Origin of the sequence: Paraburkholderia sp. UCT70 (genome assembly GCF_050434085.1) — a bacterium.
Taxonomy (GTDB): Bacteria; Pseudomonadota; Gammaproteobacteria; order Burkholderiales; family Burkholderiaceae; genus Paraburkholderia; species Paraburkholderia tuberum.
This window is the reverse complement of record NZ_JBNPVZ010000002.1, coordinates 2760188-2772707: the sequence shown is the minus strand read 5'-3', so window position 1 is coordinate 2772707 and position 12520 is coordinate 2760188. Positions and strand designations below refer to the sequence as shown.

The window sequence follows — 12520 nt, the reverse complement described above, 5'->3', positions numbered from 1 at the left end:
CGAGACACTCATGTTCAACAAGATCCTGATCGCCAACCGGGGTGAAATTGCGTGCCGCGTCGCGGCGACCTGCAAGCGGCTCGGCATCGCGAGCGTGGCCGTCTATTCGGACGCCGACGCCAACGCGAAACACGTCGCCGCCTGCGACGAAGCGGTGCATATCGGCGGTTCGACGGCGGCGCAAAGCTATCTGCGCATCGAGCGGACCATCGAAGCCGCGCGCGCGACCGGCGCGCAGGCCGTGCATCCGGGCTACGGCTTTCTTTCGGAAAACGAAGACTTCGCGCATGCGTGCCAGGCGGCCGGCATCGTCTTTATCGGACCGCCGGTCGAAGCGATTGCCGCGATGGGCTCGAAGGCCGCCGCGAAAGCGCTGATGCACGCGGCCGCGGTGCCGCTCGTGCCCGGCTATCACGGCGACGACCAGGAGCCGCAGCTGTTGCAGCGCGAAGCGGACACGATCGGCTATCCGGTGCTGCTGAAAGCGAGCGCGGGCGGCGGCGGCAAGGGCATGCGCGTGGTCGAGCGCGGTGCGGACTTCGCGGCCGCGCTGCTGTCGTGCAAGCGCGAGGCGGCGAGCAGCTTCGGCAACGATCGCGTGCTGATTGAGAAGTATCTGACCCGGCCGCGTCACGTCGAGGTCCAGGTGTTCGCCGATCGGCACGGCGGCGCCGTTTATCTGTTCGACCGCGACTGTTCGGTGCAGCGGCGTCATCAGAAAGTGCTCGAGGAAGCGCCCGCGCCGGGGCTCCCGGCCGAGGTCAAGCGCGCGATGGGCGAAGCGGCCGTGGCCGCCGCGCGCGCGGTCAACTACGTTGGCGCGGGTACGGTCGAGTTCATCATGACGCCGACCGGCGAGTTCTATTTCATGGAGATGAACACGCGGCTGCAGGTCGAGCATCCCGTCACCGAGATGGTGACGGGGCAGGACCTCGTCGAATGGCAATTGCGCGTTGCCGCGGGCGAGAGTTTGCCGCTCACCCAGCAGCAGTTGAAGCTCGACGGCCACGCGATCGAGGCGCGCATCTACGCAGAGCATCCGGCGCGCGGCTTCCTGCCGTCCACCGGTACGCTCAAGCATCTGCGCATGCCCGAAGGCGTCGACTTCGCGATCGACGCGGCCGGGCTCGGCGAGCCGGGCCGCAAGGCGCCGGTGCGTATCGACAGCGGCGTGCGCGAGGGTGACACGATCACGCCGTTCTACGATCCGATGATCGCCAAGCTGATCGTGCACGGCGCGACGCGCGAGGAGGCATTGGCGCGCCTCGCGCGTGCGCTGCATGCCTGCGAGGTGGTCGGGCCGCACACGAACGTCGAGTTTCTGCGGCGCATCGTCGCGAGCGAGCCGTTCGCGAGCGGCGAGCTCGACACCGGTTTGATCGAGCGTCATCACGACGTGCTGTTCGCGCCGGCACAGAAGCCGTTCAAGGAAGCACTCGCGCTCGCGTGCGCCGCGTTGTTGACGCGCGAGGGCGGCACCGCGCACGGCGCGTCGCCGTGGGACGCGTTGTCGCACTGGCGGCTCAATAGCGGCTACACGCAAACGCTCGGCTGGCGCGTGATCGACGACGGCGCCAACGACGACAGCCCCGACGCGTTCAGGGTCGTTTTCGCGCGCAACGGGGACACGCAAGCGCTCGTGCAAACACTCGAACACGACGGCTTGCGCGAGGACTTCACATGGTCGGTCGCCGCGGGCGCCCATGAATTCCGCGCGACGATCGGCGATGCGCGCGTGACGGGGCGTGTATTCGTCGACGGCGACAGGTTCCACGTGTTCTGCCATGGCGAGACGCTCGCATTCGAATGGCAGAACCTGCTCGCGCATGCCGCGGATGCCGAGCACGGCGAAGGCCGTCTGACCGCGCCGATGCCGGGCAAAGTGATCGCGGTGCTGGTCGAACCAGGCGAGGTGGTCGAGAAGGGCGCGCCGCTGATCGTGATGGAAGCGATGAAGATGGAGCATACGATCGGCGCCCCGGCGGCGGGCACGGTCGCCGAGGTGCTGTATGCGGTCGGTGATCAGGTCGCCGACGGCGCGCAACTGCTGGTGCTGGAGGTGCAGCAGGCGGGTGAATAAGCGCGTCGAGTGGCAGATGAGCGAGTAGGTGAATCAAGCGAGCCGCGCGTAGCCCGCGGCGCGCGCTTCGCTTTCCAACTCGCCGATGCGCGCGTAGTCGGTCAGCGGCAACGTCGAAAAACCCCTTAAACGCAGGCGTTTTGCGCGCTCGGGGCGGACGCTCAGCGCCTCATTCAACGCGTCGCGCAACGCGGCGATCGTGGCCGGCGGCACATTGGCCGCGGCGATCAGCGGCAAGCCCGGCGAGGCGGCGGTCATGCCGATCGCGCGCACGCGCCCCGCGAGTTCCGGCAGCACGTCGCAAACGAAGGCGAAGGTCACGCAGTCGATCGCGGTGACGTCCGCGCGATTGTCCGCGACCGCGCGCAGCGAGCCGACATGCGAGCCCGTGCGCAGCACCGCGCCGAAGAACATGCCGGCGCGCGCGAGCGGCGCGACCGCGTGACGAAATGCGTTCATGCCGCTGTTCGAATCGTCCTGGTTGTAGGCGGCGCGTGCGCCGCGGCACGAGGCGAGTGAGTCGAAGCTCGCGTCGGCGCGCGTGACCAGTACGCTCGAGTAATGCGCGCCGTCGCAGCCGGGCGCATCGAAACAGGGTGTCGCGACCAATTGCACCTGCGCGTGCAGCCCCTGCATCAGCGGATAACCGCAGGTCTGGGAAATCAGCAGATTCGGGCGCCGCCAGAAGCCGTGCAGTTCCTCGTCCGGTTCGACGATGCGGCACGCGGGCTTGACCCGGCGCAGCACGTCGTCGAGCCACTCGCGCCATTCGAGGTCGAGCGCGGGTGTCACGTTGTACATCGGCAGGGCGGCGATCCAGCTCATGAAGGCGTCTCTCGCGCCTAATGTCTGACCAATTTGAATTCGTCGAGACCGAGCCGCACCGGCTCGCTCGGCGTGAACTGCCATCTCTGTGCGGCTACGGAGAGGATCTCGTCCTGCGCATCCTCGAACGCGACCAACAGGTCCTGCTTGCGGCGGCTCACGGCGCCACAGAACTCGACCAGCGCGTCGGCGCTAACTTCAAAAATCTGCGCACGATCGTCGCAGCACACGCGGAACGCGACCGTCTCGCATTCCGTCACACAGGGCCGGAACCCTTCATCGACATAGACCGACATGGCGAACTCCTTCGGACGCCTGAATCGACAGGATGACAAACCGCGCCTGCCAGGTATGTGGGAGAACCGGCATTGACGGCCAAATGCCCGGCGCCGCAGCAGGCGCGACGGTCCGGAAACTGGCGGAAAGTAAGCCAGAAACTGGCGGCGGACTCGTTCAAGTCCGAGCCAGGGCCGCGGCGTGAACCGTGGCCGGAGGGAGACGGCGGCGGTTCGACTCGCCATCGGTCTCGCCTGCTGGTGGGCCGCCTCGGGTCAGAATCGCGGCGGGCACTGCTCAGGAAACGCTTAAATCGGACGCTCCAATCCAGTGTCGAAATCGACGCGAGAGCCGCTCGCGCCGGTCTCGGACTGTGTTTGGATTTTCTCACCAACCTCGCGGTGCAGATCGGCGTAGGTATCCACTTTACGATTAGCGCGCGTTTTGTGCAGGCGATGCGTCCGGCGGGGCTGGCCGGGTTGCGTGAGCGCCCGGAATATTGAGCCGACGGATCAGCGGGCCCAATGTCGTCGCCTGAATCAGCAGGCTGAATACCACGACGAGATACGTGACGCCGATGAACATTTCGCGTCCGTGAAACTCCGGCAGCGACAGCGCGAGCGCAATCGAGATGCCGCCGCGCAGTCCGCCCCACGTCAGCACGACAGCCGAATGCGGACTGAGCCGCCGGAAGTTCTGCAGCGCGAGCAGCGGAATCGCGACGCTGACGCCGCGCGCGAACAGCACGACAGGAATCGCCGCGAGCCCGAGCCAAACGATCTCGACGCGCAGCGACAGCGCAATGATTTCGAGTCCGATCAGCCCGAACAGCACGAGATTGAGCAACTCGTCGAGCAGGTCCCAGAAGTTGAACAGATGCTCGCGCGTCTTCTCCGACATCGACGTCGACGCGCCGTGATTGCCGATCACGAGCCCCATGATCACGACCGCGAGAGGCGCTGACACGTGCAGCGCTTCGGCGAGACTATAGCCGCCGGTCGCGAGTGCGAGTGTGATCAGGATTTCGACTGGATAGCTGTCGATACCTCGCAGCAGCAGCGACGCGCCGAAGCCGAGCGCCGCGCCGAGCACGAGCGCTCCGGCGACTTCGCGCAGCAGATCGAATGCGATCGCGCCCGCGGAAAACTCGTTCGCGCCGGTCGCGAGTCCGACTAGCGTGACGAATGCGACGACGGCCGTGCCGTCGTTGAACAGCGATTCGCCGGTAATCTTGGTTTCGAGGCTTTCGGGCGCCGCCGCGCGCTTGAGCACGCTGAGTACCGCGATCGGATCGGTCGGCGAGATCAGTGCGCCGAACACGAGACACCACGGCAGGCTCACCGGCTGGCCGAGCCATTGCGCCGCGTAGTAAAAGCCGAGGCCGACCACCGCGATCGAAATCAATACGCCGATCGTCGCGAGCATCAGCACCGCGCGCCGCTGCGTGCGCATCTTCGACAGATCGACGTGCAGCGCGCCGGCGAACAGCAGCAGACTGAGCAGGCCGTGAAACACGATGTCGGCAAAATCGATCTGCACGACGATCTTGCGCGCGGGCGATCGCCATCGCCGGATAGTAGAACCCGAGCGCAGAAATGCCGACGCAGACGACGAGCCCGACCGCGGTGATGCCGAGCGTGTCGGGCAACCTGATGAATCGATAATTGAGGACGCCGAACAGCGCGACGATGGCGAACAGCACACCGGCAATCTGGAAGACGCTCATCGTGCACGCTCTCCCGCTTGGCGGCGGCGCAAACGCGTGATCACGGTGGCACCGAGGTAACACGCGCGACAAGGCATAAAACAGGCAGGCAGAGCATGCCGACACAATTGCGATATTGAACCTGCGAGATGTTTCACCAGCAATTCCTTATTCAGGCTCATTCAATCCGATAAGCGATCTGCGGTCTGTAATGACACGATCTTTGCCGCTGGCGATCGAGCGACGTACCGGGACGGACGCTTTATTCAAACGCAACGGACGATGCGGTCAGACGCAGCGTGCTGTTTATTGGACCACGAGCGGATGACGGCGAACCGGGCGGAGCCAGGCTCGCCAGACGGGCGCCACGATGGGCAATCGCAGTGTTCGGACTACAGAAGCGCCGGACGAGTTCCGGTCTTTATTTTAGGATATAGCTTTTTATTTCGAGATGGTTCGCGGGGCTTGATTCGTCAAGGTTATTCGATCGAATCTGAATAAACGGTATGAATTTGTAATCCGAATTTGCCGGTCCGATGACTTCACATTGCATGGAGCCCGGTGATTCATTGTTCCAAAATCTGTAAAGCATATATCTAATCTCACAGTAAAACTGTTCTGCTCGTCATTAAGCATGATTGACGCCGGAATTGGCAGGTCGAGAGCAGGGAAAGCCCTAACCGGGAATCGCCCAAGATATGACAATTTTTGACAAACTCAAGTCGAGAATGATGCAGCATCGATACATGGCGAAATGCTGTTGTGTAGCAATGGGTGAAGACGGAGAAGAGCATGGAGCAAACCTATCGTTATCGGGGATTCGACATCGTGGTCAACGCGTTGCGCGCGACCGATATGTCCACCCGTGTCGGCAGTGCCACGGCGCGGCGCGCGTACGTGGCGAGCGTCACGTTGAAGACGCGGCTGATCGGCGGCGAGTGGTCGACCGCTTTCCGGGTAGCTTCGGTGCCCGGTCGTTCGTCGACCGATCTGCGGGAAGCGCTGGCGGCTGGATTCGCGGCCGCCACTCGGGTCGTCGACGACGTGGTGAGTGTGATGGGCGACGGGTTCGCGCGCAAGGCGGCCTGAGTTCCACATGGGCGCTCGGCGCCGTGGTGCCACGCGGCAGGCGTGAGCGCGCACAGGGGTGCCCAAGCGGTCCCGGCATTTCAAAGCACTCGCGATCATTGACCGTCGACTACGGTTGTCGGTCGTGGCGAGCGTCGAAATAACCACGCGTATCCCTGCGGTGCGTGTGGGTCCCAGGCAGGGCGTGCTCGTCTCCTCAGCGTCCTGTTGTTTTAATCCCGCTCCCCTGTGCGGGATTTTGCTTAATCGTTATAGTCGAACGAGCATCTCGAAAATGTGATTCGGGGTTCACTTTTTATTTTTTATGCGCAAGCGACACAATGAAAAGTGCATGTTTAGCTCGCGATTTATGCCGGCTGTGTGAAATGCGGGTGAAAAAGCAAGCGGAACAAATAATGCTTATTCGAAACTCCTTTCTGTTTGCAGTTATTGTCTCCGTCGTGGGGACGACTCAGACCGATAGTCCCGATCCTCACGAACGGCCCGCGCGCATGAATGCGGCGGACGGCACACTGGCGACGTGATCGCTTGCTAACGGGGCAGCAAGGAAAAAAGCCTCGAACACGAGGCGTGATCGAGGCTGCCGAAGGACAGACTCAATGCCTGTCTGGGAAGGTCGATCGGACCCGTGATCGACCTTGCCCACTATAGCGAGTTACCCGCCGAGCAACTGTGAACAAATGTCGCAGTCGCATCGACCGGCGAATTCCCGAATAGATCTGAATCGTAGCGTCGGATTCGACCAGCCTGCGGATAACGCTGATTACCCACGCCCCTGCATCCGGCGTCGTATATGCAGCCGCCCCGGCGGCTCGAAATACGTGCCGAAGCGCACGAGCCCGGCCTTCTTCAAATGACATGTCATTTCGAAGCTGACCAGCACGCCGGGGTCGTCGTCCTCGAGGATGTCGATGTCGATCGCGCGAATACGAGGTTCATATTTCAGCAGCGTCGCTTCCATCTGCTGCTTCAGCGCGTGCGCCGACGACGGCAATGCCTTGTAGATGTTCGTCATGTCCGGCAGACCGTAATCGGGCAGGTGCTTCAATGCGCCCGCGCGCGTGTTCAGAATGCGCTGCACGTTCTGCTGCACGCTCAGGCATTCGAGCGTGCGGTCGTCGTATGCGTCGAGCGGCTCGCCGCCGATCTGGCCGAGCAGCATATCGTAGAGAGACGGTCCCGCCGGCATCGAGTGGCGCTCCGTTAGCCGTTCGCCGCATGTTCAGCCACGGCTTCTTCGCGATCGATGAAATCGATCGTCAGACTACCTTCGGGTGAACCGGTCAGCAGGATCCTGGCGGGCGCGATTCCGTATGCCATGCGCGCGAGCAGTTCGCGCGACACCGTGGGCAGAATGCGCTGATTGACAAACGCATCGACGTTGCGCGCGCCCGATTCGCGCGCGAGACACAACGCGGCCATCGCATCGATCAGCGCTTCGTCGCAGCTCAGTTCGACGCCGTGCTGACGGTGCAGACGCTGCGCCACGTTACCGAGCTTCAGGCGCACGATCGAGGCCAGCGCGCTCGCATCGAGAGGGCGGTACACGAGCGTCTGGAAGCGCGCGAGCAGCGCCGGTTGAAAGTGGCCGACGAGCTGCGGATGAATCGCGACGAGCAGTTCGTCGTGCGAGATCTCGGGGCTTTCCGCGGTCGTGTCATCGATTTGCGCGCTGCCGAGATTGGACGTCATCAGGATCACGCAATTGCGAAAGTCGATCTCGCGCCCCTCGCCGTCGCGCATCATGCCGCGATCGAACACCTGATAGAACATGTCGAGCACGTCCCGGTGCGCCTTTTCGACTTCGTCGAGCAGCACGACGCTGTACGGACGCTGCCGCACCGCCTCGGTCAGAATGCCGCCGCGTCCATAACCGATGTAGCCGGGCGGCGAGCCCTTCAGTTGCGAGACTGTGTGCGATTCCTGGTACTCGGACATATTGATCGTCGTGAGCGCGGCTTCACCGCCGAACAGCAGGTCGGCGAGCGCGAGCGCAGTTTCGGTCTTGCCGACGCCCGATGGTCCAGCAAGCAGAAACACGCCGAGCGGCGCGTGTTCATTCCTGAGCCCCGCCTTGGCGGTCCGCAGGCTTTCGGACAGGGCGGCGAGCGCGTCGTGCTGCGCGACGACGCGTGTCGCGAGCTGCGTTTCCAGCGTCAGCAGGCTTTGCAGTTCGTCTTCGACGAGACGGCCAACCGGCACGCCGGTCCATTCGGCGACGACGCGTGCGATCGCCTGGGCGTCGACGTCGGCGAAGATCAACGGGGCCTTGCCTTGTGCAGTCGTCAGTGCGCGACGTGCTTGCGCGAAAGCGCTGGCATCGCGCGAGACGGCATCGCTGTCGCGTTGGCGGTGCAACGCTTGGACGAGTTCGAGCTCCTGTTCGTAACGTGTTTGCAGCGCCGCGAGTTCGGCCTTCGCGCTCGCGAGCGCGGCGTCCAGTGCGCCGCGGCGTGCTTCGCTATCGTCGATGCCGATGCGTTCGTCGTCTGCGAGCGCCGCGTGTTCGAGCTCCAGCGCGGCGACCGCGGCCCGCGCGCGTTGCAACTCGGCCGGCGGTGCTTCGAGGCCCATGCGTACGCGCGCGGCGGCCGTGTCGATCAGATCGACGGCCTTGTCCGGCAGTTGCCGCGCCGGGATGTAGCGACGCGACAGCTTGACCGCGGCGACCAGCGCTTCGTCGCGAATGTGTACATGGTGGTATCGGGCGTAGCGGCTTTTCAGGCCGCGTAGCATCAAGCAGGCCGCGTCGTCGTCGGGTTCTTCGACCTTGATCATCTGGAAGCGGCGTTCGAGTGCCGCGTCGCGCTCGAAGAATTCCTTGTATTCGGACCACGTGGTCGCCGCGATCGTGCGCAATTCGCCGCGCGCGAGCGCAGGCTTCAGCAGGTTCGCGGCGTCGGCGCCGCCCGCCGCGTTGCCGGCGCCGATCAGCGTGTGCGCTTCGTCGATGAACAGCAGGATCGGCACGGGCGAAGCCTGCACCTCGTCGATCACGGTCTTCAGGCGTTGCTCGAATTCGCCTTTCACGCCGGCGCCCGCTTGCAGCAGGCCGAGATCGAGCGTGAGGATGCGCACGTCGCGGATTACGTTCGGCACGCTGCCTTCGGCGACGCGCAACGCGAGCCCTTCGACGAGCGCGGTCTTGCCGACACCCGGTTCGCCGACGAGGATCGGATTGTTCTTGCGACGGCGCGCGAGCACGTCGACCATCTGCTGGATCTCGCGCTCGCGCCCGAACACAGGATCGATGTCGCCGCGGCGCGCCTTGTCGGTCAGGTCGATCGCAAAGCGGGCGAGGGCGTCGGCGCTGGCGGGCGGGGTCTCTTTTGCGCGAGAAACGCCGTTCGCCCCGGGAGCGCTGGCGGAACGTTGCGGCGTTTCGGATTCCTGTTTCTCGGTTTCGCTTTCAATTTCGCTTTCGCACGACCGATGCGCAATTCGCGGCAGCAGACGCTCGATCTGCGTACTGCTGACGGCAAGCAGCGGCCACGCATTCTGGGCGCGCAGCATATGCGGCGCATCGACGATGGCCTGCAGCAGATTGCCGGAGCGGATTCGCGCATGGTCGCGCTCCGACGACACATGAAGCCAGGCATCGCCAAGCATCGCGGCCAGCTGCGGCGACGGCGCTGGCTTGCCCCGCAGGTTGCGCGGCAGATGATCGATTGCACCGAGCAGCGTATCCCATACCGCGTCGATATCGATCGTGTAATACCGCAGGATAGCGGGGATGTCGCCGTCGCCGGCTTCGATCAGCTTCAGCAACCAGTGCTCGACTGTGATCTCGTCAGCCAGCCGCGTCTGGCAAAGACTCGCGGCCGCTTCGAGCGCCTGCGCGCAGTGCGGGTTGAGTCGGCGCAGCAGATGAGTGGTGTCCCAAAGGGCGCTTCTTCGGTCGTCGCGCAAGGTCATGTCGGCAGTCCGGTCACGGAGGTAGGCGGCAAGTGCGCTGTGCACTCGCCGATGAAAAAGGACCAGCCCGCCACGCGGACCGGTAAAGACGCGTCGACGCGCGTCCCGAGACCGCCGGCACGCCGGTCTCGCGTAACACGCGGAAATCAGGAACGCTCGTTCCAGGTGTCCTTGTGGATGATGTTGCCGTCCTTGTACGACCACGTGATCGTCTCGTAGCGAAGCTCGACGTCTTCGAGGTGGTTGTGCTTCTCGTAGTCGGGGTTCTTGATGTCGAACATTTTCGGCTTGACCGCGACGATCTTCACGTTGTCCAGCTTCGTGTTGAAGTACTCCTTTTCCTTGCCGGCGTCGTCGATCTTGTACCACTTGATCTCGACCGACTTCAGCGTCTGACCGCTCGTGACAGCCTTGTACAGATATCAGTTGCTGCTCGAATACTTCACGTTCCGCGAGAAATTCCTGTTCGTCGATCTGTGTGGACTCGACGTGACGAAGCTACCGGAGAAGTCGACGCGCTTCGATCTGGAGATCTTGCTGAAGCACGCGTATCCGTCCGATCAGCGTTTCAACGCGGAAAACCTGCGGCTTTTCTGCACGCCGGTGATCAACCTGTTCGAACTCGATGCCGAGCCGATCGAGATCGACCATCACGAAACGGAATACCGCGTGTTGCCGGCCGGCCATCAGGGCGAGCACGTCGAGACCTATTCGGTCGATGCAATCGACGCGTTCGATCACGACACCGCCGAGCGCTACGAGTACGTCCCGTTCGCGACGTTCCGGCATCGCGGCGGCATGCTGCGCCACGAGGCGCCGGAACGCTACTTCCATGCGCGCGTGCGGCCCGGTGTCGCGGGTCTGCATCAGACGTGGGTCGTGCTCGGCGGTCACGCGTGGGACACGATGGACACGCTGCCCGAGGAAAGCCTGTCGCTGCGCGTAACCGGCACGAACGGCATGCTGCCGCGCAAGGGCCTGCGCGAAGCCAGCATCGCCGAGCTGGCGGCCAGCACGCCGAACGTCGCGGGCGTGAACAATCTCGTCGCGCCGACCCTGCCGCTCTATCCGCCGACCGGCGACCGTTTCCAGTTGCGAGTGCTGTCGCACCTTGCGCCGAACTTCCTGTCGATGATGAACGCGGAAGTGCTGCGCGGCGCGCTCGCGCTCTACGACTGGACCAGCGACGAACTGAACCGCCGGCGCCTCGCGGGCATTCTGTGGGTGTCGCAGGAATTGCTCGAGGAGGTGTCGGGCGGCTCGGTCGAGCGTGGCGTGCACATCGAGGTGACACTCGATTCGCATGCGTTCGCGGGCGACGGCGACGTGATGTTGTTCGGCGAGTTGTTGCAACGCTTTTTCGCGCTGTACGCGGAGATCAATCTGTTTACGAAGCTGTCGATCGTCAGCCTACCGTCGCAGACCCGCACGGTCTGGCCGCGCAGCAAGGCGCAGCGGGCTCCGCTATGAGCGCGTACGCTAACGCTTGCGAAGCGCGCAACGATCCGCCCAATCTCGACCCGCTCGTCGCATCGCTCCTCGCGCGCGCGCCGCGGATGAACTTCATGCAGTTGTGCCGACTGCTCGAATTGCGGATGCCGCGGCAGCCGGGCTTCGGCACGCTCGATACACCGGCGCATGAACCAGTGCGCTTCCGGCCACGCGCGCGCACAGGCTTTCCGGTGGGCGAGATCGCCGCAGTCGAATTCGATGCTGATCCGGATTCCCTGGTCAATGCCGCGGCGCCGACCGTGCGCACGACGTTCATGGGTCTTTACGGCGTCGACGCGGCGATGCCGTCGCACATGATCGACGAGATCGTGATGCGCGAGGAAGGGCACGAAGCGGTCGAGGCCTTTCTCGATCAGTTCAATCATCGTTTCGTCACGCTGCTGTATCGGGCGTGGAAGAAGTACCGCTATGCGGAAAGCTTTCGCGCCGGCGGCGGCGATGCGCATTCGCGCAATCTGCTGTGCCTCGCCGGCTTTGGCTGGGGCGACAAGCCGCAACGCGCCGGCTTGTCCGATTCGCGGATGCTCGCGCTGCTCGGTCTGCTGATCCAGCGAACGCGCACACCTGAAGGGCTCGCGGGCGTGATCGCGCTCGCGGTGCCCGGCGCGGACGTGCGCGTCGATGAGTTCTTTCCCGCGCTCGCGCGCGCGGGCGAGCCGCAGCCGCTGACGTCGTCGGCCGCTCGTGCCGGTGCGGTGAACGAGGACGCGCGTCGCGGCCTCGGCGGCGGCTATGTGCTCGGCAAGCGGCTTGCGTATCGCAGTCGCGCGGTACGCGTGACGTTGCGGCCGGCCCATGCCACGCAGGCGCACGATCTGTTGCCGGGTGCGTGGCTGCATCGCGAGTTGATGGCGTTCGTGCAGTTGTATGTCGGGCTGAAGGCCGACGTGCATCTGCGGATGGCCATGTCGTCGCGCCTCGCGCCGCTGCCGTCGATCAACTCGCGTGGCCGGGTCGCTGACGGATCGGCCGGAGCCGCGCCGCGCCTCGGCTGGACGACCGTGCTGCCTGCCGTGAACGAACGCCTGATCGACGTCGCACTCGGGGTCTATCGGGCGCTTCCGAAGCCCGCCGCCAATCCGTACCTGACTCATGCCGCGTCATGAACGACGCGCCGA

General features: G+C 64.2%; 9 protein-coding genes and 2 pseudogenes. 5 read left to right on the top strand and 6 right to left on the bottom strand.

From position 1 onward, the window contains the following. Nucleotides 1-10 precede the first annotated feature (10 nt). On the top strand, nucleotides 11-2080 hold the full coding sequence (locus tag OKW41_RS15040; RefSeq protein ID WP_429573018.1) for an acetyl/propionyl/methylcrotonyl-CoA carboxylase subunit alpha: 2070 nt from the start codon (nucleotides 11-13) through the stop codon (nucleotides 2078-2080). 33 nt (nucleotides 2081-2113) lie between these two features. On the opposite strand, the gene OKW41_RS15035 is transcribed toward OKW41_RS15040, so the two are convergent. From OKW41_RS15035 to OKW41_RS15025, 3 genes are all read right to left on the bottom strand, one after another. Beyond that, complete coding sequence (locus OKW41_RS15035; protein ID WP_429573017.1) at nucleotides 2114-2905, bottom strand: phosphate/phosphite/phosphonate ABC transporter substrate-binding protein; 792 nt, start codon at nucleotides 2903-2905, stop codon at nucleotides 2114-2116. Nucleotides 2906-2922: 17 nt separating this feature from the next. Next, entirely contained in the window at nucleotides 2923-3201 is a 279-nt protein-coding gene (locus OKW41_RS15030; RefSeq protein WP_429443941.1) for a DUF1488 family protein, read from the bottom strand. 412 nt (nucleotides 3202-3613) lie between these two features. After that, nucleotides 3614-4720, bottom strand: coding sequence for a cation:proton antiporter (locus tag OKW41_RS15025; RefSeq protein WP_429573016.1), 1107 nt, complete (start codon nucleotides 4718-4720; stop codon nucleotides 3614-3616). Between OKW41_RS15025 and OKW41_RS15020 the strand changes: the two genes are divergently transcribed. Beyond that, entirely contained in the window at nucleotides 4698-4967 is a 270-nt protein-coding gene (locus tag OKW41_RS15020; protein ID WP_429573015.1) for a hypothetical protein, read from the top strand. The two genes, OKW41_RS15025 and OKW41_RS15020, sit on opposite strands and share 23 nt — an antisense overlap. A 711-nt stretch (nucleotides 4968-5678) precedes the next feature. Beyond that, on the top strand, nucleotides 5679-5975 hold the full coding sequence (locus tag OKW41_RS15015) for a hypothetical protein (protein WP_429573014.1): 297 nt from the start codon (nucleotides 5679-5681) through the stop codon (nucleotides 5973-5975). Nucleotides 5976-6738: 763 nt separating this feature from the next. On the opposite strand, the gene tssE is transcribed toward OKW41_RS15015, so the two are convergent. The 3 genes and pseudogenes from tssE to tssD form a co-directional block, all read right to left on the bottom strand. Beyond that, entirely contained in the window at nucleotides 6739-7164 is a 426-nt protein-coding gene (gene tssE / locus OKW41_RS15010; RefSeq protein ID WP_184010942.1) for a type VI secretion system baseplate subunit TssE, read from the bottom strand. Nucleotides 7165-7178: 14 nt separating this feature from the next. Next, entirely contained in the window at nucleotides 7179-9890 is a 2712-nt protein-coding gene (tssH, locus tag OKW41_RS15005; protein ID WP_429573013.1) for a type VI secretion system ATPase TssH, read from the bottom strand. A 146-nt stretch (nucleotides 9891-10036) separates the two neighbouring features. Then, nucleotides 10037-10312, bottom strand: a pseudogene (tssD, locus tag OKW41_RS15000) (type VI secretion system tube protein TssD); the annotation flags it as partial. Between tssD and tssF the strand changes: the two are divergent. Both tssF and tssG read left to right on the top strand, forming a co-directional pair. Beyond that, nucleotides 10311-11360: pseudogene (gene tssF, locus OKW41_RS14995) on the top strand (type VI secretion system baseplate subunit TssF); the annotation flags it as partial. The pseudogenes tssD and tssF overlap by 2 nt on opposite strands. Then, a complete protein-coding gene (gene tssG / locus OKW41_RS14990; protein ID WP_429573012.1) occupies nucleotides 11357-12508 on the top strand; it encodes a type VI secretion system baseplate subunit TssG in 1152 nt (383 codons plus the stop codon). The pseudogene tssF and the gene tssG, both read left to right, overlap by 4 nt. The last annotated feature ends 12 nt before the right edge of the window (nucleotides 12509-12520 follow it).